The sequence below is a fragment of the bacterium genome (genome assembly GCA_037143175.1).
GTDB lineage: Bacteria > Verrucomicrobiota > Kiritimatiellia > CAIKKV01 > CAITUY01 > JAABPW01.
The window spans coordinates 1-24966 of the sequence record JBAWZF010000014.1 but is presented as its reverse complement, the minus strand read 5'-3'; the positions used below and the strand labels follow the sequence as shown (position 1 = coordinate 24966).

The window sequence follows — 24966 nt, the reverse complement described above, 5'->3', positions numbered from 1 at the left end:
CAGATTATGATTCGCACGGGCATAGGCTTTGATATTCACCGGTTCGCGACGGGTCGGAAACTCATCCTGGGTGGTGTCGAGATCCCTTCGCCGGAGGGGCTTGATGGGCATTCGGATGCGGATGTGCTTTGTCATGCCTTGGCTGATGCCCTGTTGGGCTCACTCGCGGATGGGGATATCGGGCAGCATTTCCCCAACACCGATCCGAAATGGAAGGACGCAGACAGTGTTGAGCTCCTCCGTCATGTAGTGGGGCGCATCAAGGCGAAGGGATTTCGTGTGGTAAATGTGGATGCCGTGATTACGGCCGAACGCCCGAAGGTAATGCCCTTTGCCGCCCGGATGCGGGCGTGTCTGGCCCCAGTGCTGGACGTAACGATAGATGACGTTTCCATAAAGGCTACAACAATGGAAGGTCTCGGAGCCATTGGTCGGGCTGAGGGGGTTGCCGTGATGGCTGTGGCAACTGTGGAGACAGTGGAGAAATGATGAAAATTCATAATACCTTGACGCAACAGCTTGAGGAAGTGGTTCCTCTTGAAGGGAACCGAATCCGGCTCTATACCTGTGGACCGACTGTTTACAATTACGCTCATATCGGAAATTTCAGAGCCTATATCTTCGAGGATCTTCTTCGTCGCTGCATCAAATATTTTGGCTTCGAGGTGGTTCAGGTGATGAATCTGACCGATGTGGACGATAAAACGATTGCGGGTGCGATCAAGGCCGGTGTGTCGCTTGATGCCTTCACCAAAATCTTTAAAGTCGCTTTTTTTGAGGATTTGAAGGGACTGAATGTGGAGCCTGCGGAACACTATCCCGCCGCCACGGATCATATTCCCGAGATGATCGACATCATTAAGAAACTGATGGATAAGGGCCATGCTTATCAGTCCGAAGATGGTTCCATTTATTTCAGCGTGTCCAGTTTTCCGGGTTATGGGAAGTTGGCCCATCTCGACATGGCAGGACTGCGACCGGGAGCTCGAGTGCATCAGGACGAATATGAGAAGGAGAATGTCGCTGATTTTGCCCTTTGGAAAGCCTGGGATGCAAAGGATGGCGATGTGGTGTGGGATGCACCTTGGGGCCGTGGGCGGCCGGGGTGGCATATTGAATGTTCTGCCATGGCCACCAAGTATCTGGGCGAAAGCTTTGATATGCATACGGGTGGCGTGGATAATGTTTTCCCCCATCATGAGGATGAGATTGCTCAAAGCGAAGCGGCAAGCGGCAAACCGTATGTACGGTACTGGTTGCATTGCGCCCACCTGATTGTGGATGGTCGGAAAATGTCCAAGTCCCTTGGGAATTTTTATACCATTCGTGATGTCATTTCCAAGGGGTATTCCGGACGCGAAGTCAGGTATGTCCTGATGGCAGGCCATTACAGGCAGTCGTTGAATTTTTCTTTTGATGCTTTAGTTGCAGCACGCAACGCACTGCAACGTTTGGATGAATTTCAAGACAGGCTCAAAGAGTTGGCGGGTGACCTTCGTGTACCCTGTGAATTACCGGACTGGGCGGTCATTTTAAAGGCAAAATTTGACGCCGGCCTAGCCGATGATCTCAATATTTCAGAATCATTGGGGGCGTTATTTGATCTGGTTCATGCAGGGAATCGAGCCATTGATGCAAAAACCCTCACTCGGGAGCAGGCCGCAGTTATTGTTGATATGTTGCTGAAATTAGATGCCGTTCTTGGTTTTTTGACCAAGCCTGCAGAGGCGATTCCAATCGAAGCCATTAATCTATTAGCCCTCCGGCAGCAAGCCCGGCAATCTAAAAATTGGCCGGAGGCGGATCGCGTACGGAATGAATTGGCTACGATAGGCTGGGTTATTCAAGATACGCCGCAGGGCCCAAAGTTGAAAAGAAAATGACATCAAAAGGGAGATTTATAACCTTCGAAGGTCCGGAAGGGGGGGGGAAATCTACCCACATCAAGTGCCTGACGGAGCGTTTAAAGGGGCTGGGGCATCCGGTCATCCTGACACGTGAGCCTGGCGGAACCCTGACCGGGGAAACAATTCGGGGGATTTTGCAACATGAGCAATCCGGAGAGGCGATTTGTCCGGAGGCTGAATTGTTTCTTTTTGAGGCAAGCCGAGCCCAGTTGGTTCAGACTGTTATCCTTCCCGCCCTGAATAAAGGGGTATGGGTTTTGTGTGACCGTTATATTGATTCCACTTCCGCCTATCAGGGGTATGGGCGGGGATTTGATCTTGAGACGATTTTTACCCTTAATAAATATGCCACGGGCACCTGCGTTCCTGATCTTACGATTATCATGGAGATTGACGTCAAGACCGGGCGGGAACGGTTGCATCAGCGTAATCTGGCACAGAATACGACGAGTGACCGGATCGAACGGGAGGCGTCTGATTTTCACGAGCGGGTGCATCGCGGCTTTCTTGAACTGGCGAAGCGGTGGCCAGATCGGATCAAGGTCGTGAATGCCATGCGCGAGCCGGAGGCGGTTGCGGCTGATATTTGGGCCTTGGTTAAGGTTATCTCAGAAGTCCGGGATTCGGAATTCAGGAATCAGCATGCAGAATGAAAGTCCAGTAATGAGCGCTGTGGCTGCGTTTGATGCGGCAGTGCGTGTCGGACGGGTCGGGCAGGCCTATCTGGTGATTGGCAATCTTCGTGAAGAGGCGATCCCCTTTACCGAGGCTGCATTGCAGCAGTTGTTCTGTCAGGGAATGGTGAAACCCTGCGGGGACTGTGTCGCTTGCCAGCAGATTCATGATCATAAACATATTGATGTGGTGTGGATTGAGCCGGAAAAGAAATCGCGTGTGGTGGGGGTCGATCGTATCCGTGATTTGCAGCGGGTGATTTATCAGACTTCCTATAGCGGGGGGTGGAAGGCTGTTGTTTTTGTCGGTGCAGACCGGATTGGTGAAGAGGCCGCAAATTCATTCCTGAAAACGCTTGAGGAGCCACCTGCCCGTTGTGTGTTTTTCCTGCTCACGGATACCCCGCAAGCGATCCTACCGACCATATTATCGCGCTGTCAGAGGTTGCTGCTCTCTTCCGAATCGGAGGTTTTGGCCGAACCTTGGCGTGGCGCGTTGTTGGAGATTCTGGCAACCCCATTGGGCGGCGGCTTGATAGGGCGGTTGGCCCGCTCCACCAGGCTGGATATATTACTTTCAGATATCAAGAAAACGGTCGATAAAGAGGAGAAGAGGCGTTATCAGGAGGAGCAAGAGGCGCTTCGGAATCCGGACGAAAAGATCAAGGCGACCAAAGCAAAAGATGTGATTCTGGAAGCCCGGATTGAGGCGCGATTCAGGGGGTTACGCGCCATGGTCTTGCGCGCCATGCTGTTTTGGTATCGGGATTTGTTGGTGGCCGTGACGGTGAGTAGTGCTCAACCTCCGCAGTTGCGGTATCCTGATCAGGCGGCGGTGATTTTGGGTATTGCCCAAGGGTTGTCGTTTGCGGATGCAATGGGAAATGTGCGTGTGGTGGAGGCGATGCAGCGCCAGTTTGATCGTAACCTTCCCAGTGGTCTTGTGTTGACGGGGGCAGTAAACGGATTGAGTGCATAAAGAGAAAGAATTCCCTGTGTATCGTTCGGCTCTCATACATCTTGATGATGATTCGCTGGTGAATGCCACTTGCCCCTTTGAGTTGGTCATCCATCAAGGGGAGCTTTGTGTCATTGAATGTAACCGCATTCCTGAGTCGGGGCATGTGGTTCAGCTGATTGATCATGAAGGTGAGATGCCAGTAAAAGGAACGATTCCCTTTGTGGTGCGAAGAGCCACGCTTCAGGACCAATCGAGGGCTTCTGAAAACCAGGTCGTTGGGCGGATGGCACTCAAGACTGTACATAAAAGGGTCGAGGAGTTTAAACTCGCTCTTCATGTTGTTCAGGTGCGCTACAGTTTTGACCGGTCTGTGTTGCATGTCACGTTTACTTCCGAGGACCGGGTTGAGTATGCTGAATGCATCAAGGCACTGGCAGGGGAATTGCGTGCGCGCATTGAAATGAAGGCCATTGGTGTCCGGGATGCTGCCAAAGTGGTTGGAGGGATGGGGGTCTGCGGGCGTGCCATTTGTTGCAAAACATGGATGAAAGATTTTAATGTGGTGACGGTTAAGATGGCTAAAGCTCAACATTTAGCGCTTAATCCGGGAGCCATCAGTGGAACATGCGGACGTTTGAAGTGCTGTCTCAAGCATGAATATGAGAGCTATAAATTGGCGGGGGATAAATTCCCGAAAGATGGTGCCCGTGTTTCGTGTGGCGAGAACTGCGGTTGTATTTGGGAGAAGGATATTCTGAAACAGCGGGTTAAGATCCGTTTGGATGATGGGCGCATTGTGGATTGTGCGCTCGCGGACGTGTCTCGGGAAAAGGAGTAGTTATGAAACCAGTACAGCTTGTAGTTGTGGGATCGATCGGGCTGGATACCATTGAAACGCCTCATGCGAAAAAAATTGAGATTTTAGGTGGATCGGTAAGCTATGCCTGTGCCAGCGCGTCTTTTTTTACGCCCACAGGTATGGTGGGGGTAGTGGGCGCCGATTTTCCTGAGCCGTGTGTGGATGTCTACCGCCAGTTCGGGATTAATTTATGCGGGCTGCAAAAAAGCCGCGGGAAAACTTTCCGCTGGTCGGGAATTTATGAGCAGGACATGAATAATCGCCGGACACTGGCGACGGAACTCAATGTGCTTGAGACCTTTATGCCCGAATTACCGGATGACTATACCCGCGCGCCATTTTTGTTTTTGGCTAATATTGCGCCTCAGTTACAATTACACGTGTTGTCACAGGCAAAGTCACCCAAATTTGTGGCAGCCGATACGATGGACCTCTGGATTAATATTGCGCTTCATCCGCTGCGTGAGGTTATTGCCGCAGTTGATCTTCTGACTTTGAATGAGTCTGAAGCCCGCCTTTTGGCTGGAGAAAACAATTTGGTTCGAGCCGCTAAAAAAATTCTAGGCTGGGGCCCAAAATATGTCATTATTAAAAAAGGTGAGCATGGCGCGATGCTGTTTACGTTAAAGGAGATATTTGTGGTGCCCGCCTATCCCCTTGAGATTGTGCACGATCCGACGGGCGCAGGGGATACTTTTGCCGGAGGTTTGATGGGAGCCTTGAGTGAGGGGGGCGAGGTGAGTGAAGCGGCCATTTGTAAAGCGATGGGGTATGGCAGTGTCGTAGCCTCATTTGGCGTGGAAGATTTTAGTTTGGGGCGGTTGCAGAATTTGTCCCGGCATGAGATCAATCGCCGTTTTGCCGCATTTAAACGGCTCACTCATTTTGATACAGTAGAAACGGGGTAATCAAAGAATGAGTGAAACTCAAAATATAAAAATTCCGATTTCCGTGATTCGTCGTTTGCCAAAGTATCTGACGATGGCCAAACAATTACGCTCGGAAGGGGTGGAATGGGTTTCATCAGACGCTTTGGCGGAAGCGCTCTCCTTGACTTCGTCTACGGTGCGGCAGGATATCTCACATATCGATTTCCAGGGGATATCTAAAAAAGGGTATTCAACGGCTGGTTTGGAAACGGTGTTGACGCTCACTTTAGGTGCGGATCAGGAGAGCGTGTGTGTCGTGATCGGAGCGGGTAATTTGGGGCGTGCCTTGGCAACGCATGAAGAGTTTGCGCGACAGGGGTTCAGGATTTGCGATGTTTTTGACAATCACCCTGCGGTAGTTGGCGAGACGATTAGTCGATTTGTTGTCAGGGATGTGGAAGAGTTGCCTGAGGTCGTCAAGCGGCAGAAGGTGGCGATTGGTATTGTCGCTGTACCTCATGATGTGGCGCAAGCAGTAGTGGATCGCCTGATTAAAGCGGGGATTCGGGGAATTTTGAATCTGACGGCAGCGCATATTACGGTTCCTGCTGGGGTAGCATTGGTGGATGCCAGAATCATCGCTAATTTGCGTGAATTGGCCTATGTGTTGAAAGTAAATGAGCGAAATGACTTATCATGAAGACTGATGTTCATTTGGCCAGAACAGAACGATTGGAAATGGCCGGTTTGGTGGCGGGCCAGATCGCGCATGATTTCAATAACCTGTTAACTCCTCTGCTGGCCTATCCCGATCTCATCCGAAATGAAGTTAAACAAAACGCTGTTGTTAATGAATATCTCTCGATCATTGAGAAAACTGCGACAGAAATGCAGCATTTGACGTTGAAATTACTGACCTTGGCGCGCCGCAATCGGGTGAGTCGAGCGGTGTTTGATATCAGTGATGTGATTGGGGAGGTCGTTCAGGCATTGCAGGCAGGCCTCCCGCAAGGCATTGCGGTTAAGTGTGATTTGGTGGTTACCCCTTGTAATATTGCCGGAAGCCGTTCCCAGATTCACGCGGCATTGGAAAATCTATGCCAAAATGCATTGGATGCGATGGGGACATCCGGATCATTGTTCATCAAGTCGGAAAACGTATATCTGGATACCCCGTTTGGTGAATATCAAACTGTGACCCGTGGGGCCTATGTAAAGATCTCTGTGCGTGATACGGGGGCGGGGATACCGGAGGATATCCGGGAAAAAATATTCGACCCTTTTTTTACTACTAAACGTGCTACCAAACGACGCGGGTCGGGGCTGGGATTGAGCATTGTTCACGGGATTATAAAAGATCACCTGGGGTACGTTGACTTTGAGAGCACTTTGGGAAAAGGATCGACCTTTTTTATGTATTTACCTGTCGCAAAAGATTTCGCCAAGGAGCAAATGACGTCCCCTTTGCCGATGGAATCTGAGCGTGTTCCGGTTGTGGTTGATGATTCACCCCCATCGGAAAAACCGATAGCTCCTCGAATTTTAATTGCTGATGATGAGCAAATGATCCGGAAGCTTTTCGGCATGATTCTCATGTTTGAATTTCCGGAGGCTGTGATCGATCAGGTATCGGACGGTGAACAGGCTGTGGCGGCGTTTTCGAAGAGTTGCCATGACCTGATCATCATGGACTTGCAGATGCCAGGGCAGGATGGGCGGGAATCTTTTTTTGAAATTAGAAAGATTTGTACGGATAGGAATTGGCGCCTGCCGCCTATTGTCTTTTGCACTGGGTTTACTCCGGCCGAATCGTTGGCGGATATTATCAAGGACGGCTTGGTTAATTGTCTGCTTCGAAAACCGATTAAGGCGGAGTTACTTCTGGAGGCTGTGCGGAAGCGTCTGCCAAAATGAATATGCGGGTCATGACGTCGGTGAAGGCCATGCAACAGCATGCCCTGGGTGAGAAGCGGGCTGGCCGGAAGATCGGGCTGGTGCCGACCATGGGGTATCTTCACGAGGGGCATCTGTCCTTGGTGGCTCTGGCTCGAGCGCATGCTGAGGTTGTCATTGTCAGCATTTTTGTCAACCCGATCCAATTTCTGCCCGGCGAAGATTTGGCCAGTTATCCCCGCGACTTTGAACGGGATCGAGAATTATGTACGCGAGCGGGGGTGGATCTGATTTTTTGCCCGAATCCTGAGGAAATGTATGCTGCAGACCATAGCGTATTTGTGGAAGAAACCTCTCTGTCCAATGTGCTTTGCGGTGCAAGTCGTTCGGGGCATTTCAGGGGGGTGACGTCGGTTGTGGCAAAGTTATTCAACATTACTTTGCCTGATGTCGCTGTTTTTGGACAAAAAGATGCCCAACAGTGCCGTGTTATTCAGCGAATGGTGCGGGATCTGAATATTCCTGTGGAAATTATTGTAGGGCCGATTATTCGTGAGCCTGATGGGTTGGCGATGAGTTCTCGTAACAAATACCTTTCTCCGGCTAATCGCAAGCGGGCCTTATGTTTGCGGAGGGCACTTGCCACGGCCGAGAGACTGGTGCAGGCAGGGGAACGTTCGATCATGCCTGTCAAGTTGGCCGTTATGGCCGTGATATCAGAGGTTCCTGAGGCCCTTATTGATTATGTGGTTTTTATGGACAATGAGACACTCGAGCCCGTCTCTGAAATCCAGCGACCTGTTCTGGCCGCATTGGCCGTTCGAATCGGTGGCACGCGCCTGATCGATAACACTATCCTGGGATGATCACTGTGCCGGTTGTGCGGGCAGTGCCTTGGGCTCCCTGCGCAACAAGGTTTGTTCTGTGCGATTGGTCGAGTCCGTTATTGAAGCTTCAGCGGTATCATTGGTCAAAAGGTCGTCTTCCTCAGTTCCAAAATCAGGGGCCTTAATGAATTTCGGCACTGCAAGAGCGGCCAGAAGTAATACTACCGCGAGAATGATCAACACATCTGCGAAAGATAAACCACTGCGGCTGTTCATAAACTTTCCCCTTATACTCAGGACGGGAGTATTCTCCCTGATGGCTTAACTCTAATCGAGGTGTGCCTTAGCGTCAATAATGGAGGGGATTCTTTTTTGGAAAGAGCAACGGTGGGCGGCCAGCCCTTGATCCTTGAAAATCAGGCAGAAATCGGTTTCTTCCTCAGGGGGCGGGATATAAGGCGCAATTTCGGTATAGCGTTGGTCCCTTCGCCAGACCTGCTGCATGGCTGAAAAATAATCATGATGATCGGTGCACAGGTGGATTATTCCGTTGGGAACAAGCGTTTTTGAGATGACATCTACGAGCGGGGGGGCGACGAGTCTGCGGACATGATGGCGACGTTTGGGCCAAGGATCAGGGAAGTAGACGTAACATATGCTAATGGATTCCGGGGGTAATGCCGTCAATATGCGCAGGGCATCCCCATTTACCAACCGGATGTTAGTAAGACCATTGGCCACTGCTTTTCTGTCAATTTTCCGGAGACGGAGCAATGACAGATCAATGCCTAAAAAATTAAGATGAGGACAACTATTGGCTCGGGCCAATAGAAAGCGGCCTCTGCCGCAGCCGATGTCAACCTCCACGGGTTGAAGCGACCCGTAAAACGATTGTAAGGGGAGTTGGGCTTCTGGCTCAGGCTTAGGGATGAGAAAGGCATCGTTGAAGATGCGATTAGTAATGCGTTCTCGTACCATATAATGGGTCAGGTTCGTCCGAAAATTCTGGAAAAAAAGCCTGGGCGGTTGACCCGATTCATGGCCTGCTCGATATAATTCAGGGCGAAGAGTTGGAATTTAGTATTTGAGGATGAATGAAAATGCTTGGCGGCATCCGTCAACCCCTCTTTGCCTGCTTCAATGAATCGATTAAGGATGGCCGTTTCCTGTGTGCGTTTTTTAGCGAGAGATGTGAGGAGCGGCATAAAAGTCTGGATCAAACGGGATTTGGCTTCCCAGTCGTTTTTTTTGCACCCCTCCACATCTCGCTCAATCGCTTTTTCACGAGTTGCCTCCGGGGTGCTGTAATCATTCTGGTTTAGATTTAATGAAATTTTCACGCCGGAAACTCCTTATTCATTATGGGTATGGTGACCTGTAATAAAGGGTAACTAACCACATCAGCCTCTGAGTTACAAGTGAGGAGTGAAGTGACGGGTGTAAACAAAGATTCCCAGGAGGCATAAACTGAAAAGGCAAAGGTCAACAATCAGGATTATGTCAGTAAGCAGGGTTTTCTCCGGGCGTCCTCCGCCTTCTTTTCGATAGACGAGGTCAAGATACCGGAAAATGCCGAACATGACGAAGGGAATGGTGACAGCCAGCAGGGGGGTTCCGAATTTATGAACAGTTTCGGTGGAGAGTGTGTAAATGGCGTAAGAGACAATGGTTGTGGCGCCGACAATGGCAATGAGTTGATCCAGTAGTTTAGTATCATAAAATTCAAGGTTAGCACGGTGAGAGACGGCCGCCCCTACCATGAGAATCTTTTCATGGCGTCGCTTGCATAGAGCCAGGAATAGGGCCAAAAGAAAGGCGCACAGCAGAAGCCAGGGTGAAATAGGAATGGGGACGGGCATAGCCAGCCCGCCGCCTGCTGCCCGTAAAACAAAGCCAAGCGCAATAATGAATACATCTACGAGGGCAATTTCCTTGAGCCAGAACGTGTAGATAAACTGAAGGCTGACATAAATGCTCAAAATGAGCGCGAAGGGTCTGGATATCCAAAATGCGCCAGCAAGCGCCACGCCCATCAGGAAAAAGGAAATAAAGGTGATAAGTGGGATGGAAACGCGGCCGGCTGCAATGGCGCGATGTTTTTTTACTGGATGAACACGATCCGCCTCAAGATCCTTGATATCATTGATGATGTAGATGCCGCTGGAGGCGAAACAGAAAAATACAGTGGCCAGTAATACCGGATAGAAAGAGGATAGGGGGATTGAAAGTGATCTGTCTCCCAGCGCGAAAAAAAAGGCGGCTAACACGACGATGTTTTTGGTCCACTGATTCGGGCGAAGCGCCTGGAGAATATCCTGTGGCCTATTCATCATGCTTGTTTCGGGGGCGGCGGAGTTTTCTGTTTCGGGGAGCGGCGCAGCCCGCTTCTTACCCAAAGCAGACCGACCATGGTGAGGGCCTCACGGAAAATACCACCGCTCATTTTGGAATAGCCCATCCGTCGGTCTTCAAACGTTATAGGAATTTCTTTGACTCTGAAACCCTCCAGCCAAGCCGCATGGGTCATTTCAATTTGGAAAGAATACCCATTGGATTTTACCTTATCCAGATTAATGGCTTCCAATACCCGCCGCCGAAAGCATTTGAAACCGCCTGTTGGATCTTTAAATGGCATACCGGTGAGTAGGCGGACATACAGTGCTCCCCCCATGCTAAGAAGGAGTCTGCTGAGCGGCCAGTTTGTGATCCGAATTCCATGGATATATCTTGAGCCAAGGACCAAATCCGCCTCTTTGGCCGCTTTTAAGAAATTCGGGATTTCACGAGGACTGTGCGAGTGATCAGCGTCCATCTCAAAGATGAATTCATATGACTTTTTGAGTGCCCATTGAAATCCCTCGATATAGGCACGCCCCAAACCAGATTTTCCGGGCTGATGCAGGACAGAGATACGTGGATCGGCTGCCGCCAATTCATCGAGTATTTTGCCTGTGCCGTCGGGCGAATTGGCGTCAACAAAAAGGATGTTAACAGTGGGAGCAATGTCGAGGATGGCTTTTGACAGGGGGCTGACGTTATCCTTCTCGTCGTATGTCGGAATAATAATCAAGACATTGTGCATAGCCATTCCTTTTTGCTTAGGACCGGTAGTTCGGGGCTTCCTTCATTATTTTCACGTCATGAGGATGCGCTTCAGTGACGCCCGCCATGGAAACACGGATAAATCGGCCTCGTTTTTGAAACTCATCGATCGTACGGCATCCGCAATATCCCATGGAAGCCTTCAGGCCGCCACAATATTGAATCATCACTTTGCGAACAGAACCTGAATAAGGGATGATTCCTTCAATTCCCTGAGGAACCAGATCCGCTTCGTGGATATTACTTTGGCCATACCGTTCTCGACTTGCGGAGCCTTCCCTCATGGCTGCCAAACTTCCCATCCCTCTATACACTACATATTGACGGCCTTGATGAATGATTTTTTCGCCGGGGCTTTCATCGGTACCTGCAAACAGCGATCCTGCCATAATGGTATCCGCGCCAGCGACAATAGCTTTAGGGACATCCCCTGAGTGACGTATGCCGCCATCGGCAATGATGGGGATGGCCCCTTTTAATGCCTTGGCACAATCATAAATCGCTGAAATCTGGGGGATCCCGACTCCGGCCACCACGCGGGTCGTACAAATAGAGCCGGGGCCAATGCCAACTTTTACGGCATCAGCTCCTGCCTCAAGAAGGGCAGTGGCGGCTTCCCCGGTCGCGATGTTTCCGGCAACGACATCAATGTTTGGGTGATGCTGTTTGACCCATTTAACCATTTCAATGACGCCTTTTGTATGGCCGTGTGCGGTATCGACAACAACGACGTCAATTTCGGCCTTTGCCAGAATGGCGACACGTTCCTGATCGTTGGGTCCGATGGCGGCCCCAACGCGTAACCGATAACGTGAATCCCTATTGTAGAGCGGTTCAACGTTTTCAACAAGGGTTCGAACATCACAAAAACTGTAAAGTCCCGCCAATTTGCCATCTTTATCCACCAGCGGTAATTTGCCGATCCGGTGTTTTTTCATCAGGCGGTAAGCATCTTGAAGGGTCGTTTCCGAGGGGGCGGAGATGACATTGGCTGTCATCACATCGGTTACAGGGGCCGTAATGTCACTGGCAAATTTGATATCTGCGGCGGTCAATATGCCTACTACCCGGTCATTTTCATCAAGAATAGGGAAGCCACTGAAGGTAAAGCCCTTTTGTTCCTTGGTCTTATGAACGGTTTCCAAGGTATCGGTGGCGCGGAACACGATCGGGGCTCGAATTAAGCCGTTCAGGTAATGTTTAACACGAGCCACGTGATCGGCCTGCCGTTTGGGAGACAGATTTTTGTGGATGATCCCGATGCCACCCATAAGCGCCATCGCGATGGCCATAGGGCTTTCCGTAACGGTATCCATTGCGGCACTGGCGAAGGGCATGTTAAGCGTAATATTTCTCGTCAGCTGGCTGCGGATGTCTGCTTGTTCAGGAAGAAAATCCGCATACTGGGTGATCAGGGAGACGTCATCAAAAGTCAGGCCTTCCTGAGGAAACTTCTCCATAAATGATTGTACAAAAGTATTCAAGCTCATGCGGTAATCTCCGTGCGTTCAGTTGAATGTGTTGCCGCTTGATTATGTATTTATAGCGTATAAGCGTCAAGTGATTTCGGTATTAAATTCGAAGGATTCACGAAGGATTCACTAGTTGCATTTTTTTAGTTCTTCGGGCACCGTATGTCCACGTATGCTGATCATTGTTGAGTCGCCAACCAAGGCAAGAAAAATACAATCCATTCTCGGAGTGAAGACCCTGTCAACCGTAGGGCATTTCAAAGATCTCCCAGACTCCAGTATTGGGGTAGATTTGAAGACGTATGAGCCGACGTTCGTCTATCATGAAAAAAAGAAGCATCTTCCTGAAGAGTTGCGTCGGGCGGCGAAAGGGGAGACGGTCATGCTGGCGGGTGACCCGGACCGGGAAGGTTATGCCATCAGTTGTCACATTTATGAAGAGGTCAAGTCTGTGGCCAAGGCTTGTCTTCGAATGGAAATTTTCGAGGTTACCGAGAAGGGCCTCAAAGGGTCCCTTGCGAAAGCGGTTCCATTCGAACAAACAAATGCAGGGCTGTACCATGCGTTTCTGGGACGTCGAATAGGCGATCGCCTGGTAGGGTACATCCTGTCTCCTATAGCGAGCAGAAGTCTGCGCAATAAGTACAGTGTGGGGCGGGTTCAGTCCCCTGCGGTTCGCCTGGTAGTCGATCGGGAGCGGGAGATCCGGAACTTTGCCTCATCCCCGTATTGGTTATTAAATATTCAGCTCAGTAAAGAGGGGACCATTTTCCTGGCGTATCATGTTAAAGGTAAATTTGTGGTGCAGTCTGAGGCGGATGCGCTTATCACACTGATTGCTGGTGCATCTCATGCGGTGTCTGAAAAAGTGGAACAGAAAGAGACCCGGCAGACTGCGAAGCCACCCTTTACAACCGTCGACTTGCAGGCAGCGGCAGCTACTCGTCTGAAATATACGCCCGAACTGACGATGAAACTGGCCCAGGCCTTATTTGACCATGGATTGATTACCTACCATCGTACTGATTCCGTCAGGATGGACGAGGCCTTTATTGCAGAAATCCGGAAGTTCCTGGAACATTCTGTCGGTGCCGTGTATCTCCCTGCTAAACCCAACCAGTACAAATCGAAAAATTCCCAGGCAGAAGCCCATGAAGGGATTCGGCCCACCCATATGCATGGTGTCGCCGAAATCGATGCCCGCATTGCCAAGGAACAATTGTCGACTGACCATGCCCGCCTTTATGAGTTGATTTTTAGGCGGGCGATCGCGAGTCAGATGGCGCCTGCACGTTATGATTCCACGCTCCTGCTTTTCGATGTGGTGGGCGAAAAATTCAAGGCGACCGGACGGGTTATGAAGTTTGATGGCTTTCTCAAGGTCTATATTGAGGCGGATGAGGAAAAGGACGGCAAGAGTGCTGAAGATAAAATCCAGACGCTTCCCGCTTTAACCGTGGGCGAGCAGGTCAAAAAGGAGCAGCAGAGTCTGGAGGAGAAGAAGACCAAGCCACCGGGCCGATTTACGCTGGGCTCTCTGGTCAAGGAGCTTGAACGATTAGGTATTGGGCGGCCGTCAACCTACGCTGCCATCACCAAAAATATTTCCGACCGGGGGTATGTGAAAGAGGAGAAGGGGAAAGTCCTGCCTTTGCCGTCAGGTGAAGCGCTGATCGATTATCTGCGGCTGAAGCATCCTTGGGTGATTGATTATGAATTGACCAGCCGGATGGAAGCTTTTCTGGATCGTGTGGTCGAAAATCAGGAAACCTGGCAACGGTTTTGCAAAGGGGTCCATAATAAAATGGGCTTTGCGCTTCCACCGATACGTGGGGAGGCAGGCGGGCCCAGCGAGGCCCAACTCAAATATGCGGCTCATCTTGCTGCCAAGCATGGGCTCGCGATACCCGAAGATACGCTTAAGAGCGGCAGGAACTTATCCTTATGGATTTCGGAGATGGTCTCGAAACAGGCGCCCGCAGTTGCGGAGGCACCCCCAGCGGGTTCCGCCTACCGGTAATTGAAGAGATCTTTCATGAGAAATTGCCTGCTAGAGGCTTTATTCAGTGCGTTTAAAATTTTAAGTTTGACGTTGGACGTCAATCTGCGCCCCTTGCAGGCTCGCGACACCATTTTGAATGTGATTTGTTCTGTTGAATGAGCAACGAGATCATGCCGCTTAAGGTCGCATTCTGTCATAATCTGAGCCAGAGGTTGTTCGCCTAAATCGAGTTTTTTTTCAGTATCCATATTTATCTGCTATTTTAAGGTATTCAGCTCTTTGTGCGAATCTAGCATATTAGGCGGAAATTGACAGTCCCGGCTTTGGGCGATATAAACAGGAGTCATTTCAGTAATGTTTGGGTGAGGAGTGTAGCGCAATGCCGACATATGAGTATGAGTGTAAGAAGTGTGGTGTTTTTGAGCTTTTTCAGAGCATCAAAGACGAAAAGCTGAAGCGTTGTCCCACTTGTAAGGGGACTGTTAAGCGCTTGATGGGATCCGGAGCCGGGATTATTTTTAAGGGAACGGGTTTCTATCAAACTGATTACCGGAGTTCTAACTACACTAGTGGTGCGAAGGCTGACTCTGGTGTGAAGACTGAATCCAGCACTAAGGCGGCTCCCGTGGCAAAGCCTGACTCCGGGTCAAAACCCAGCTCTACAAGCGACAAGAAATAATCGCCCCTAGGCGTTATCAATAATCTGTCTGGAGGATTTGCATGGCGATTAAAATTGAGTGTAAAACCTGTGGGTTCCGAAATGACCTTGGCCGTGTATTTTGTGCCCAATGCGGTCAGAAACTTGATTTGCGCGATACCTCGATGAATGAACTTGAGGAACGCCGTGAATTTAATTTCGGGATGTGGATCCGCTGGGGAATTTCAGTGGTGGTGATTGTGACGGTCTCCGTGATCATTGGTTTGGCACTGTGGTCAGCCAAGCCGGTGCCTGTCTACACCGAGGCGGTGGGCTCCCGGCAGGTCCCGATCAAGATAGCCGCCATTTTGAGGGCGCTCTCCTACAATAAGCCGATGACGCTTGATTTTCAGGAGGGGGAGTTGAATGGATTTTTGGCTGCACGCGCCAAGGTGAAGCACCTTAATGCCTTTACCATTGACCTCAAACCCGGCTCGTTCGATCTTTATGCCGCCCTGGATTGGTCGCCTCCTACCAATCTCGCCTTTCTGGCTAAAATCAAAATCCCGGTTTCGTTCACGTTGCAAGGAAGTTTTCAAGGTGGAGTTTTTATGCCGGGAAAAGGACGGGTCGGGCATTTGCCGCTAGTGGGGAAAGCCCAGGTCTTATCCACTGATTTCTTTGCCACACTGTTGCCGGACATCCTGGCTGAAAAACGATTAATCGACGCGCTCCAGACGGTCGCCATCGAGGAACGGCAGGCTGATTTGACGTTGACGCCGGTGGGGAAATAAATGACCGGCATGGGACGTTTCATTCCGGTCATTATTGTTTCCTTTCTTTCTTTTTTCCCTCGAGACGTGGTCGCTGCTCCGGTGTCCCATGCCTTTGGTCGCACGGTATTATCCAGCGATTTAGTGCGGGAATTTGGGGCAGTAACTCTTGAAATGATTGACCGGTTACGAGGTGAAATTTGGCTCCAAATTCCGGCATCCCCCCAGGACAATGCGGAAATGCTGGAAGTGAGTCCGCTGGAGATTATTTCCATGCGAAAAAAGCATCCGGAAATATCCACTTTAGCCGTCGTCAAAATGGGTAGGATTCAACGGCTGACGCTCGGTACGGCGCCCGAGTTTGTGGAGGTCGGGAGAAAATATGTTTTGTTTTATGAGGGCGTGGTACGCGGTGCATGGGGGGTGGTCTTAAAGCAACGGCTCAGGCGGGCAGAAGAAGCCCTTAAAGAGCTGGCCCGGCAAACGCTAGAACGCAAAGTTTATCTTGATGAATATGAGCAAACAATGGGCAAGGATGATCGGCTGAACAGCACGGAGTCTGTCGGGAATGATCTGATTCCCGGACTTGAGAAATGCCGTATAGAATCCTATATTGATGAAGCGGATAAAAAATTTGGAAAGCCTTAATCCTGCAAAGGTAAAATAGAGAGTAAGGGAAGGACATTATATGGTATCTCGTAATACAACACGCAAAACGACCGTTGGCGCAATCGATTCTTCTGTTTTGGATTTTACGGCGGGAAGCGACCTTCAGTTGGATTTAGCCTTAGTGCAGGCCGACTGCATTGGGTCTGCCGCCCATGCCACGATGCTTTCCCGTATGCCGGTGCGGCCCAAAATCATTACGGATTCCGAGCGACGTTCGGTGATACGCGAACTCAAGGCCATCATGCAGCGTGCTGCATCCGGACAGTTTTTCATTTCTATGGATGATCAGGACGTGCATCTCGCCGTAGAAAGAATTCTGACTGCGAAATTAGGCGATCTGGGCAAGAAAATCCATACAGGGCGTAGTCGGAATGATCAGGTGGCTTTGGATTTGCGCCTATTCGCCCGTGAGCAACTGATTGAGATTGTGGGGGAAGTTTTAACATTAGCCGGGACACTGGTGAAATTTGCCCAGCGGCATGTGGAGGTGCCGATGGTGGGGCGAACCCATATGCAGCCCGCCATGCCGAGTTCCGTAGGTTTGTGGGCTTCAGCCCATGCTGAAAGTTTGCTGGATGATGTGTCTCTTTTGATGGGGGTTTATGAGCTGAACGACCAATGCCCGCTTGGCTCAGCAGCAAGCTATGGTGTCCCTCTCCCGATTGACCGTGCGCTGACATCCCAATTACTGGGTTTTAGTCGCCCTGTACACAACGTGCTCTATGCGAATAATGCCCGTGGCAAGATTGAATCGCTGATCCTCCAGGCGATGGTGCAAGTCATGCTTTCGCTCTCAAGGATGGCCCAAGATCTGATGCTGTACACAATGCCGGAGTTTGGCTATTTTACACTGCCAGTTGAATATGGCACGGGGAGTAGCATTATGCCTCAAAAGAATAACCCTGATGTCGTCGAATTGGTTCGTGCCCGTGTGGCGAGAGTAATGTCCTGCGAAATGGCGGTTTTGGACATCGCCCGAGGCTTGCCGAGTGGGTATAATCGTGATTTACAGGAAACCAAGGGCCCATTTATGGAAGGGCTTTCCATGACGCGCGGGTGTTTGGCCATTTTGCCGCCAATGATTGAGCGTATGGAGGTAAATCGAGAAGCCTTATTACATGGCTTTTCGTCAGGTGTATTCGCCACCGATCGCGCCTTGGAATTAGTTGGACAGGGTATGCCTTTCCGTGACGCCTACCATTATATCAAAGCCAATCTGGGCGAGCTTGAGACCATGGATGCTGTAGAGTCGGTGCGGAAGAAGACTCATCTCGGAGCTCCGATGGGCTTGGATTTCGGGTGGTATGAATCCCGGATCAAAGCTGGTCATGAGTGGAAACAGGCAGAGTGGGCTGACCATTGCCGGATGGCCTCGAAACTGATGGGGATTAAATATCCCATCGTCTGACGTTACAGTACCGAATGCTTTATTATGTCACTTGAAATTCCTGATTTTAGCCATTTGACTCCTGACGTTGTGATTAATGCTGTGGAGGAGGCAAATCAGATTCGATGCAGTAACCTGTGCCGTCCGCTTAACAGTTATATCAATCGCGTGTATGAGGTGGGGTTGGATGCCGGGGGGTGTCTGATTGTAAAATTCTATCGGCCAGGGCGCTGGAGTTTCGAGGCATTGCAGGATGAATTGGATTTTTTAAAGGAACTCACTGACTCCGAGTTACCAGTAGTCCCGCCGATTCCCGGGGCGGATGGACAATTGCTCCATAAAATCGGGGATACCTGGTTTGCGATCTTCCCGAAACGGGGTGGGCGCCCTTTGGATGAACCCACCACGGAGGACTGGATTCAGCTGGGTCGTCTGATTGGGAGAATGCACGTAGTCGGGAGTAGTCGATTCCCCAAAGATCGAATCCAACTTCACCCGCAACATTCCACCCTGGCACATCTCGACTTTATTTTGCGCTCGGGCACGCTATCACCCCAGTATCGGCGTGCCTATGAAGAGTGTGTGATCGTTCTGGTAAAGGATATCAGTCCGCTATTTGAGGGGGTGGAAACCTTGCGGCTCCATGCGGATTGCCACCGTGGTAATATCTTGTTTCGCCCCGGGGAGGGCTATCACCTGCTGGATTTTGACGATATGGCCGTTGGCCCTGCGGTTCAGGATCTCTGGATGATTTTACCTGACCGCCTTCCACGGGCACGTGGGGAGTTGGATCTTCTTCTTGAAGGGTATGAGACCTTTCGCGAGTTTCCGTATGATACCTTAAAACTGATTGAACCCTTGAGAGCCATGCATTTTATCCATTTTACTGCCTGGTGTGCCAGGCAGAAGGCGGATGGGGGATTCGCACGTTTATCGCCTGACTGGGGCAGTCAGGCATTCTGGCGTCAGGAAATTGCCGAGTTGGAAAAACAACGTCAGGAAATTGAAGCGGGAATAGACTGAGCGTTATCAGAAATGAAATGCAACACTCGCGCCCATTCCCAGTTTGTCGAACTCTTGAAGTTCCAATTTGATGCCGATGTTAGCGGAGGGGTTAATTTGTAGCCCCCCGATAAGCCCAAACAATTGACTCTCAGATTGATCGCCGAAATCAAGAGAAGAGAAGGCCGGACCAATGTAGAACCCTATGCGATCCCAAGCGCCGGGTTTTTCGGGCTTTGAGTAGAAGCTCATGGTCAATGAGGTGAAAATTTCCGACAAATTATCGGACGCGCCCCTGGAGTCAACCGTGGTATTACGGAAATAAGAATTCAGATCAAGACCGACCCAATATTGGTCAATGTCGTTCCAAGGTTCCAGCACCATGAAATCCATCATGCGGACCTGACCACCCACTTGCCATTCAGCATTGTAATCGCTGTTATCGCTGCCCAGATTCTGGTTGCCGAGAGTCACGTCAGCACCGCCTACCCCTCCATAGACTGTCAGCCATTGGGTTACATCTAGACCAAGGATGGCCGCCATGTGATTGACTTCCAGTTCGCTACCAGCCATCCCGCTGCTATATTCCAAGCCGCGCTTTTGTTGTTGCACACTGGCCCCAACGCTGATGAGCCGGGGGCCCCCGCTATGCACGGCATCATAAAATTTCGTTGAATCGCCGTTGAAGAGAGCGCCTTGATAAGCAGAAGAATCTGCTCCGGAGGCGAACGTATAGGTGCTAACCATGGCCGCAGCCAAAACGGTAAGAATGTATGCGTAGGTTTTCATAGATGGGGATACTAGCGATTCGTGGGGTAAGGTTTCAAGGTGTTTTTTGCCCTTGGAATAATTAATTTTTAAGCCGTTACGCTTGAAAGTGAATGGGCGCAAACTTTTCGGGTTGATGAAAGTTCAACTCTTCGCCGATTGGAGCCCATGCCCCCCAATGGGGATGGGAGGTTTTGTCACCACATTTGTAGAAATTCGCCTGCCAGGTTTGCCCTGCAATGTCTCCCAGTGGCCCAGTATAGGCTTCAATCAGTTCGATGGGAAGGGTATATTCCAGTTGCCATTCGCGCGGCACTGTTATCTCGGGCTCCACGACTTCCGGCAGAGTGTGATGGCAGTGGATCTGAGATAGCCAGTTCAGGTCGATTGGAGTGTATTTTGCAAAACCACCTGGCACGCGGCGATGATCTTCAATGTAGGAACATAAAAATGTGCCACCACAGTTGGCTTCAACGTTCAAATAGCCCAGATCTGGTTTTGGCTTAAAAAAGAACTCAACGCAGCTGTCCTGACAAACCGATCCCTGCGGTTGGGTTGTCACACTCCGAACGTATTGATCCGCAACCTTGAAGTGGACGTAAATGTTCTTGGTGTCGTAAAGGAGCCGGGCCTGGACCCTAGGTTTGTGCGCTGAACTTCTCGTGTGGAAGGCTGCTATTTTTAACGTTTCTGACTGATTCCAAACGGGATCATTCCAATTACCGGACATTGACGGGGGGTGAACGGTTTTGTGTATAGTATATGCCATGAGCTGCTTCCTCTATTATGAATCCTGGTTTCTGTATTCCTGATCAATTATTGCCAGTGCACGAAAATTTTCTCCGCGAGTGAGCGATCAACCGTAAATTGGCTTTGTCCGATTTCGAAGATATAGGACGGGAAGAGGCGGATCAGGCAAATGTCTGATCCAGGCAGGATGCCCATGGCCATCAGTTTTTGGATTTCGCGGTTGTCACGGGTGCTCAGGTAGGCCACAACTCCCCGCTGTCCGGCGCGGCCATCGCAAAGCGGTCCGACCTCTTGGACGTGATCCTGCTCCGCTTTCCGGCAGCAGTTCCCGCGTGGAATCGGGTGACCATCAGGGCAGGTGAGAGGATGGCCAAGGAGAGTACAGATTTTGTCCTCCAGTCCGGGTCTTAAAATATGTTCGAACTGGCAGGCATCTTCCTCGGCCTCTTCTCCGGTGACTTGAAACACGTCTTTGAGTAGGCATTCGGCCAGTCGATGGCGACGAACTACATCCCGGCCTTCTTGTAATCCGTTTTCTGTAAGGGCGGGTTTGCCAGCGGTCAGGGTGATCAGGCCTGCCTTTAAGGCGGCTTGCAGTGTTTCGTCAGTGGCTGGACGGGGTGGGCGTGTGTGCTGTTCTTGCTGAAGATAAAGATCCTCAAGTACTTCTTCAATCCGGGGGTCATTCATGATTTCTTCTCCCTGCTATTCGTTTTAAAGAGGGCCCTGATCTTTTTTATCAATCCCGGTTCTCGAGGTGACTCATAGCCGCAATACGGACACTTTACCATATGGCAACCGCCCCCTGAGGGACAGCTCTGACAGGCGTCCTTTGCCTGTTCATCATTAAACTCGCGTTGGCAATATGAACATTTCATTAAAAATGCATCCAGGTTAATACGATGTGGGTCAGATAGCCGACCGAAAACGCGGTGATCAGCACCCCGAACGAAATCCATAAGGTCACCTTGGTGCCTCGTTCCTTTTGCATGACGAGGAATTGCGCGATACAGGGGAGAAACAGGGTCAGGGTAATGGCCGCCACGGTAAGTTGATGGGCTGTCATTACGCCCGTTTTTTGAAGGTCATAGAGACCGGCTGCCCCGTAGTCACGCCGGAAGAACCCGAATAGGAAGGCGACAGCAGACTCATCAGGAAGCCCCAGTGCCCGGATGAGGGGGGTTATGTTTTTAATCAAGAGCTGGAACAGGCCGGTAATCTGGCCGATCCAGATCAATACACTGGCAGTGATGAACATCGGGAGAATTTCGCGGAAGTACCAGACCATGCGGGAATAGGTTTTGATCAGGACGTTCCCGATGGTGGGGAGGCGCAGGGGTGGGAGCTCCATGTAAAACATTGGCTGATCGCCGGGAAGCAACTTGGCTGCCAGCCAGCCAGTCAGGAGCATCACGACGGTGACGACAAAGGCCCAGATGGCCAGTGCGGCTCCCTGGCCGGATAGTAATCCGATAATGACGCCTAGCTGGGCAGAGCAGGGAATGGCCAGTGCCAGCAGGATTGTGCAGATCAGTCGCTCGCGGGTGGATTCAAGAGTCCGGGTGACCAGAGTAGCCATGGTGTCGCATCCAAACCCGAGCACCATGGGGATTACCGCCCTGCCATTAAGGCCTATGCGCTTGAACCCCCGGTCCACCAGCAGGGCTAGACGCGGAAGATAGCCGCTATCCTCGAGCGTGGCGAAGAAAAGGAAAAAGGAGCCGACAATCGGAAAAATAATAGCAATGGCATAGCGAAAACCTAATGTCAGGATGCCATATTCACCCACCAGCAAATCGCGGACAGGGGCCCAGGGATGGGTCGCGTCTACAATACGGATAACCCATGGAATGAGGTGGGACCGAAAGACACTGTTCTCTAGAAAATTCACACAGGTGCCGGCTCCGAACTGGCCGACAAACTGGTAAAGTCCGAAATAGAGGACGATAAAGACCAATGGGTAGCCAGTGAGAGGCTGGGTACAGAGAAGGTTGAGAAAGTTTCGCATGTGGGTGGGGGCCAGGTTGGGCATGACGACACAGCCTTCTAGAATTTGGCCCGTGTGTGTCCGCAGGGAAAGCGTGACGTAATAATGCGGAGAGTGATTCAGTTTAGCTTTGGTTGATGCCACGATTTCGAGAATAGTTGAGGCCGTTTTCTCGCCGACTTCTTTGACTAGTCGTTCCTGCTCCCTTAGATCGCTCTGTAGAAGCAGTGTGGCACGTGTCCGGGGCGAGATTGCACTGGCCGGAGACACGAGTTTGGAGATCGAAATAATGGCCTGCTCAATGATGGTGCCACATTCGGTTCTAATCATGGAGAGGGGGGGCGGGGTCTTGAGTTGGGCAATGAGTTTGCTGATGCCTTCTCCGGTGAGTGATACGGTGGGGATGATGGGTATGCCGAGCCGCTCTGCGAGTTTGGCATGGTCAATGGTAATTCCAAGGGTGCGTGCTTCATCCATCATGTTCAGCACGAGGACCACCGGCCGCCCGGTCTCGATTAGTTGGAGGGTGAGCCCGAGCATACGATCAAGGTTCTTTGCATCAACAACATGGGCCACGACTGAAACCCGCGGGGAAAAGAGGATGTCACTGGCGACCCGTTCCTCGTCGGTAATGGGTAACAGGCTGTACATGCCGGGGGTATCCACAATTTCACTTTCAAGGCCTAATTCCTTGCAATGTCCATGGGACACTTCAACGGTGGTGCCGGGATAATTGGACACGGTCACATATTGACCCGTAAGTTTGTTGAATAAGGCGCTTTTTCCAACATTCGGGTTCCCCACCAGAAGGACGAGGGGAGCATTGGCTTTGGGCTCAACCCCGGATTCATTTGCGTTAACCGCGCCGATCAGTTTTAAAAAAGTGTTCTTGTTCATTGGTAAAGGTTCGGATATTACCAGTGAGGTGATTTGCTTGCCAGCGCAAATAGGGTTAATTGTTGTCGCAGGCGGATGTCATTCATTTTTAACTCAGCATAAGGCGGTTTATGGAACTGGCGGCACGAACAACTTCGGATTATGAATTTTTGGATGCGGGGAATGGTGCACGATTAGAGCGGTTTGGGTCGTATGTATTCAACCGTCCGTCGCCGGTGGCGTTATGGCATCCCGAGCGGCCTGAGCTTTGGAAAAACGCCGTCGGGGTCTACCATCGCAGTACTACGGGGGGAGGGGATTGGTCGTTTACCCGCCCGCCGCCACCACAGTGGCCGCTCAAGTGGGATGATCTGTCATTCATGATTAAACCGACGGGGTTCGGGCATATGGGCCTTTTCCCGGAGCATACCTGCCACTGGGATTGGGTGGCAGAGCAGGTCAAGACGGATCCCTCACAGTGCCGGGTACTTCATCTGTTTGCTTATACCGGTGCGATGACGCTTCAGGCGGCGCGGGCCGGGGCAGAGGTGTGCCATGTGGATGCGGTCCAGGATATCAATGACTGGGCGAGGCGGAATGCCGATGCCAGCGGGCTCAAGGCTGCTCCTATCCGGTGGATAACTGATGATGTGACAAAGTTTGTGGCGAGGGAAGGGCGGCGAGAGAGGAAATATGACGCCATTATTTTTGATCCTCCGAGTTATGGAAAAGGGCCTGGGGGCGAGAAATGGATTCTGGAAGAACACCTGATGCCTTTACTTGATCTCCTTCTGCCCCTGATGTCGGATCGTCCGCGTTTCGTCCTGTTCACCTGCCATACATTGGGATTTTCCCCGCCGTTGATGAAGAATCTGCTGGTTCCATGGCTTGATCGATTCGGCGGCAAGATCGATGCCGGAACGATGGTCATGAAAAATCCGGCCTGTAAACGGGTGCTGCCAACCGGGTTCTTTGCCCGATGGGAGGCAGGGCAATAATCAGTAGATTCTGCCCCATCCCTGCAGACAATCTGGCCCTTATGCCTGTCATTTTCCTTAATTCATGCCGAATTAGATTTCATCATGCGAAGCCGCGAAGTCCGCGAAAAGAAAGCTTTTTTAAAAAATCCCTTTTGCGCCTTCGCGGTTCCGCGTGAAATATTCTTTTCAAATTATTCATTTCATCTTAAGCCGATTGCATTGTTTGATTTATTGCAATTAAAGTTCCGTATTCGTTTCGCAAAAGTCATCAAAAAGATGATTGATCATGTTCACATATATGGTAACTTCTGCTTATAAGAGAAATCAAGTTCTACACCACTTCAACAGGGCGTTGTCCCGTTCAAGAGCACCTTGACGATCTGCCGGACAAAACTGTCCAAAAGATTGCCTGGGTGCTGCGCGTGGTTCGGGATTTGGATCGTGTGCCGGCCAACTATTTCAAGAAATTGGTCAACCACCGCCCGCCGAGATTCGGCTGGCGGAGGAACGTAAAGCCGATCACATAAGACGGAGGTAAAGCCATGGATGATCTAGAGAAATACATTGAGAA

Annotated in this window: 27 protein-coding genes; 16 read left to right on the top strand and 11 right to left on the bottom strand. The window is 50.8% G+C overall.

Going from position 1 to position 24966, the window contains the following annotated elements; genetic code table 11:
- The first annotated feature begins 6 nt into the window (after window positions 1-6).
- The 9 genes from ispF to panC are packed head-to-tail and all read left to right on the top strand — an operon-like array spanning window position 7 to window position 8029.
- Window positions 7-489, top strand: a complete 483-nt coding sequence (gene ispF, locus WCI03_06775; GenBank protein MEI8139554.1) for a 2-C-methyl-D-erythritol 2,4-cyclodiphosphate synthase — start codon at window positions 7-9, stop codon at window positions 487-489.
- Complete coding sequence (gene cysS / locus WCI03_06770) at window positions 486-1883, top strand: cysteine--tRNA ligase (GenBank protein ID MEI8139553.1); 1398 nt, start codon at window positions 486-488, stop codon at window positions 1881-1883. Before ispF ends, cysS begins: the two co-directional genes overlap by 4 nt.
- A complete protein-coding gene (gene tmk, locus WCI03_06765; protein MEI8139552.1) occupies window positions 1880-2560 on the top strand; it encodes a dTMP kinase in 681 nt (226 codons plus the stop codon). Before cysS ends, tmk begins: the two co-directional genes overlap by 4 nt.
- A complete protein-coding gene (locus tag WCI03_06760) occupies window positions 2550-3560 on the top strand; it encodes a hypothetical protein (GenBank protein MEI8139551.1) in 1011 nt (336 codons plus the stop codon). The genes tmk and WCI03_06760 overlap by 11 nt, the downstream gene beginning before the upstream one ends.
- Window positions 3553-4380, top strand: coding sequence for a regulatory iron-sulfur-containing complex subunit RicT (ricT, locus tag WCI03_06755; GenBank protein ID MEI8139550.1), 828 nt, complete (start codon window positions 3553-3555; stop codon window positions 4378-4380). Before WCI03_06760 ends, ricT begins: the two co-directional genes overlap by 8 nt.
- Window positions 4381-4382: 2 nt before the next feature.
- A complete protein-coding gene (locus tag WCI03_06750) occupies window positions 4383-5309 on the top strand; it encodes a PfkB family carbohydrate kinase (protein ID MEI8139549.1) in 927 nt (308 codons plus the stop codon).
- Between the two features lie 7 nt (window positions 5310-5316).
- Entirely contained in the window at window positions 5317-5970 is a 654-nt protein-coding gene (locus WCI03_06745) for a redox-sensing transcriptional repressor Rex (protein ID MEI8139548.1), read from the top strand.
- Window positions 5967-7184, top strand: coding sequence for an ATP-binding protein (locus WCI03_06740; protein ID MEI8139547.1), 1218 nt, complete (start codon window positions 5967-5969; stop codon window positions 7182-7184). Before WCI03_06745 ends, WCI03_06740 begins: the two co-directional genes overlap by 4 nt.
- 2 nt (window positions 7185-7186) lie before the next feature.
- Window positions 7187-8029, top strand: a complete 843-nt coding sequence (gene panC / locus WCI03_06735) for a pantoate--beta-alanine ligase (GenBank protein MEI8139546.1) — start codon at window positions 7187-7189, stop codon at window positions 8027-8029.
- On the opposite strand, the gene WCI03_06730 is transcribed toward panC, so the two are convergent.
- From WCI03_06730 to guaB, 6 genes are all read right to left on the bottom strand, one after another.
- Window positions 8030-8266, bottom strand: a complete 237-nt coding sequence (locus WCI03_06730) for a hypothetical protein (protein ID MEI8139545.1) — start codon at window positions 8264-8266, stop codon at window positions 8030-8032.
- Window positions 8267-8317: 51 nt separating this feature from the next.
- Complete coding sequence (trmB, locus tag WCI03_06725; GenBank protein ID MEI8139544.1) at window positions 8318-8968, bottom strand: tRNA (guanosine(46)-N7)-methyltransferase TrmB; 651 nt, start codon at window positions 8966-8968, stop codon at window positions 8318-8320.
- 8 nt (window positions 8969-8976) lie between these two features.
- Window positions 8977-9330 (bottom strand): hypothetical protein, encoded by a 354-nt coding sequence (locus tag WCI03_06720; protein MEI8139543.1) that lies wholly within the window; start codon window positions 9328-9330, stop codon window positions 8977-8979.
- A 72-nt stretch (window positions 9331-9402) separates the two neighbouring features.
- Window positions 9403-10323, bottom strand: coding sequence for a decaprenyl-phosphate phosphoribosyltransferase (locus tag WCI03_06715; GenBank protein MEI8139542.1), 921 nt, complete (start codon window positions 10321-10323; stop codon window positions 9403-9405).
- The gene (locus WCI03_06710) at window positions 10320-11072 is read right to left on the bottom strand and encodes a polyprenol monophosphomannose synthase (protein MEI8139541.1); all 753 of its coding nucleotides are present in this window, start codon (window positions 11070-11072) and stop codon (window positions 10320-10322) included. Before WCI03_06710 ends, WCI03_06715 begins: the two co-directional genes overlap by 4 nt.
- 16 nt (window positions 11073-11088) lie before the next feature.
- Complete coding sequence (gene guaB / locus WCI03_06705; GenBank protein MEI8139540.1) at window positions 11089-12582, bottom strand: IMP dehydrogenase; 1494 nt, start codon at window positions 12580-12582, stop codon at window positions 11089-11091.
- Between the two features lie 154 nt (window positions 12583-12736).
- On the opposite strand from guaB, the gene topA reads away from it, so the two are divergent.
- Window positions 12737-14584, top strand: coding sequence for a type I DNA topoisomerase (gene topA, locus WCI03_06700; protein MEI8139539.1), 1848 nt, complete (start codon window positions 12737-12739; stop codon window positions 14582-14584).
- Here the strand turns inward: topA and WCI03_06695 are convergent.
- On the bottom strand, window positions 14575-14814 hold the full coding sequence (locus WCI03_06695) for a hypothetical protein (GenBank protein ID MEI8139538.1): 240 nt from the start codon (window positions 14812-14814) through the stop codon (window positions 14575-14577). The genes topA and WCI03_06695 overlap by 10 nt on opposite strands.
- Window positions 14815-14945: 131 nt before the next feature.
- Here WCI03_06695 and WCI03_06690 point away from each other — a divergent pair, with 131 nt between their 5' ends.
- The 5 genes from WCI03_06690 to WCI03_06670 are packed head-to-tail and all read left to right on the top strand — an operon-like array spanning window position 14946 to window position 19055.
- A complete protein-coding gene (locus tag WCI03_06690; protein MEI8139537.1) occupies window positions 14946-15245 on the top strand; it encodes an FmdB family zinc ribbon protein in 300 nt (99 codons plus the stop codon).
- Window positions 15246-15286: 41 nt separating this feature from the next.
- The gene (locus WCI03_06685) at window positions 15287-15997 is read left to right on the top strand and encodes a hypothetical protein (GenBank protein MEI8139536.1); all 711 of its coding nucleotides are present in this window, start codon (window positions 15287-15289) and stop codon (window positions 15995-15997) included.
- A 9-nt stretch (window positions 15998-16006) separates the two neighbouring features.
- Window positions 16007-16624, top strand: coding sequence for a hypothetical protein (locus WCI03_06680; protein MEI8139535.1), 618 nt, complete (start codon window positions 16007-16009; stop codon window positions 16622-16624).
- Between the two features lie 40 nt (window positions 16625-16664).
- On the top strand, window positions 16665-18053 hold the full coding sequence (argH, locus tag WCI03_06675) for an argininosuccinate lyase (protein ID MEI8139534.1): 1389 nt from the start codon (window positions 16665-16667) through the stop codon (window positions 18051-18053).
- Between the two features lie 24 nt (window positions 18054-18077).
- Window positions 18078-19055: a serine/threonine protein kinase gene (locus WCI03_06670; protein MEI8139533.1), complete on the top strand. Its 978-nt coding sequence runs from the start codon at window positions 18078-18080 to the stop codon at window positions 19053-19055.
- 6 nt (window positions 19056-19061) lie between these two features.
- On the opposite strand, the gene WCI03_06665 is transcribed toward WCI03_06670, so the two are convergent.
- The 4 genes from WCI03_06665 to feoB form a co-directional block, all read right to left on the bottom strand.
- Complete coding sequence (locus WCI03_06665; GenBank protein MEI8139532.1) at window positions 19062-19823, bottom strand: hypothetical protein; 762 nt, start codon at window positions 19821-19823, stop codon at window positions 19062-19064.
- A 76-nt stretch (window positions 19824-19899) separates the two neighbouring features.
- On the bottom strand, window positions 19900-20571 hold the full coding sequence (locus WCI03_06660) for a carbohydrate-binding family 9-like protein (protein ID MEI8139531.1): 672 nt from the start codon (window positions 20569-20571) through the stop codon (window positions 19900-19902).
- Window positions 20572-20618: 47 nt separating this feature from the next.
- Window positions 20619-21242, bottom strand: a complete 624-nt coding sequence (locus tag WCI03_06655; protein MEI8139530.1) for a metal-dependent transcriptional regulator — start codon at window positions 21240-21242, stop codon at window positions 20619-20621.
- A gap of 187 nt (window positions 21243-21429) precedes the next feature.
- The gene (gene feoB, locus WCI03_06650) at window positions 21430-23436 is read right to left on the bottom strand and encodes a ferrous iron transport protein B (GenBank protein ID MEI8139529.1); all 2007 of its coding nucleotides are present in this window, start codon (window positions 23434-23436) and stop codon (window positions 21430-21432) included.
- Window positions 23437-23546: 110 nt separating this feature from the next.
- Between feoB and WCI03_06645 the strand changes: the two genes are divergently transcribed.
- A complete protein-coding gene (locus tag WCI03_06645; protein ID MEI8139528.1) occupies window positions 23547-24413 on the top strand; it encodes a class I SAM-dependent methyltransferase in 867 nt (288 codons plus the stop codon).
- Window positions 24414-24966 lie beyond the last annotated feature (553 nt).

What these genes read in the sequence shown, in the direction of transcription:
- ispF (MEI8139554.1), top strand. Translation starts at nt 7, where the DNA reads ATGATTCGCACGGGCATAGGCTTTGATATTCACCGGTTCGCGACGGGT.
- cysS (MEI8139553.1), top strand. Translation starts at nt 486, where the DNA reads ATGATGAAAATTCATAATACCTTGACGCAACAGCTTGAGGAAGTGGTT.
- tmk (MEI8139552.1), top strand. Translation starts at nt 1,880, where the DNA reads ATGACATCAAAAGGGAGATTTATAACCTTCGAAGGTCCGGAAGGGGGG.
- WCI03_06760 (MEI8139551.1), top strand. Translation starts at nt 2,550, where the DNA reads ATGCAGAATGAAAGTCCAGTAATGAGCGCTGTGGCTGCGTTTGATGCG.
- WCI03_06750 (MEI8139549.1), top strand. Translation starts at nt 4,383, where the DNA reads ATGAAACCAGTACAGCTTGTAGTTGTGGGATCGATCGGGCTGGATACC.
- WCI03_06745 (MEI8139548.1), top strand. Translation starts at nt 5,317, where the DNA reads ATGAGTGAAACTCAAAATATAAAAATTCCGATTTCCGTGATTCGTCGT.
- WCI03_06740 (MEI8139547.1), top strand. Translation starts at nt 5,967, where the DNA reads ATGAAGACTGATGTTCATTTGGCCAGAACAGAACGATTGGAAATGGCC.
- panC (MEI8139546.1), top strand. Translation starts at nt 7,187, where the DNA reads ATGCGGGTCATGACGTCGGTGAAGGCCATGCAACAGCATGCCCTGGGT.
- WCI03_06730 (MEI8139545.1), bottom strand. Translation starts at nt 8,266, where the DNA reads ATGAACAGCCGCAGTGGTTTATCTTTCGCAGATGTGTTGATCATTCTC.
- trmB (MEI8139544.1), bottom strand. Translation starts at nt 8,968, where the DNA reads ATGGTACGAGAACGCATTACTAATCGCATCTTCAACGATGCCTTTCTC.
- WCI03_06715 (MEI8139542.1), bottom strand. Translation starts at nt 10,323, where the DNA reads ATGATGAATAGGCCACAGGATATTCTCCAGGCGCTTCGCCCGAATCAG.
- WCI03_06710 (MEI8139541.1), bottom strand. Translation starts at nt 11,072, where the DNA reads ATGCACAATGTCTTGATTATTATTCCGACATACGACGAGAAGGATAAC.
- guaB (MEI8139540.1), bottom strand. Translation starts at nt 12,582, where the DNA reads ATGAGCTTGAATACTTTTGTACAATCATTTATGGAGAAGTTTCCTCAG.
- topA (MEI8139539.1), top strand. Translation starts at nt 12,737, where the DNA reads ATGCTGATCATTGTTGAGTCGCCAACCAAGGCAAGAAAAATACAATCC.
- WCI03_06695 (MEI8139538.1), bottom strand. Translation starts at nt 14,814, where the DNA reads ATGGATACTGAAAAAAAACTCGATTTAGGCGAACAACCTCTGGCTCAG.
- WCI03_06690 (MEI8139537.1), top strand. Translation starts at nt 14,946, where the DNA reads ATGCCGACATATGAGTATGAGTGTAAGAAGTGTGGTGTTTTTGAGCTT.
- WCI03_06685 (MEI8139536.1), top strand. Translation starts at nt 15,287, where the DNA reads ATGGCGATTAAAATTGAGTGTAAAACCTGTGGGTTCCGAAATGACCTT.
- WCI03_06680 (MEI8139535.1), top strand. Translation starts at nt 16,007, where the DNA reads ATGGGACGTTTCATTCCGGTCATTATTGTTTCCTTTCTTTCTTTTTTC.
- argH (MEI8139534.1), top strand. Translation starts at nt 16,665, where the DNA reads ATGGTATCTCGTAATACAACACGCAAAACGACCGTTGGCGCAATCGAT.
- WCI03_06670 (MEI8139533.1), top strand. Translation starts at nt 18,078, where the DNA reads ATGTCACTTGAAATTCCTGATTTTAGCCATTTGACTCCTGACGTTGTG.
- WCI03_06665 (MEI8139532.1), bottom strand. Translation starts at nt 19,823, where the DNA reads ATGAAAACCTACGCATACATTCTTACCGTTTTGGCTGCGGCCATGGTT.
- WCI03_06660 (MEI8139531.1), bottom strand. Translation starts at nt 20,571, where the DNA reads ATGGCATATACTATACACAAAACCGTTCACCCCCCGTCAATGTCCGGT.
- WCI03_06655 (MEI8139530.1), bottom strand. Translation starts at nt 21,242, where the DNA reads ATGAATGACCCCCGGATTGAAGAAGTACTTGAGGATCTTTATCTTCAG.
- feoB (MEI8139529.1), bottom strand. Translation starts at nt 23,436, where the DNA reads ATGAACAAGAACACTTTTTTAAAACTGATCGGCGCGGTTAACGCAAAT.
- WCI03_06645 (MEI8139528.1), top strand. Translation starts at nt 23,547, where the DNA reads ATGGAACTGGCGGCACGAACAACTTCGGATTATGAATTTTTGGATGCG.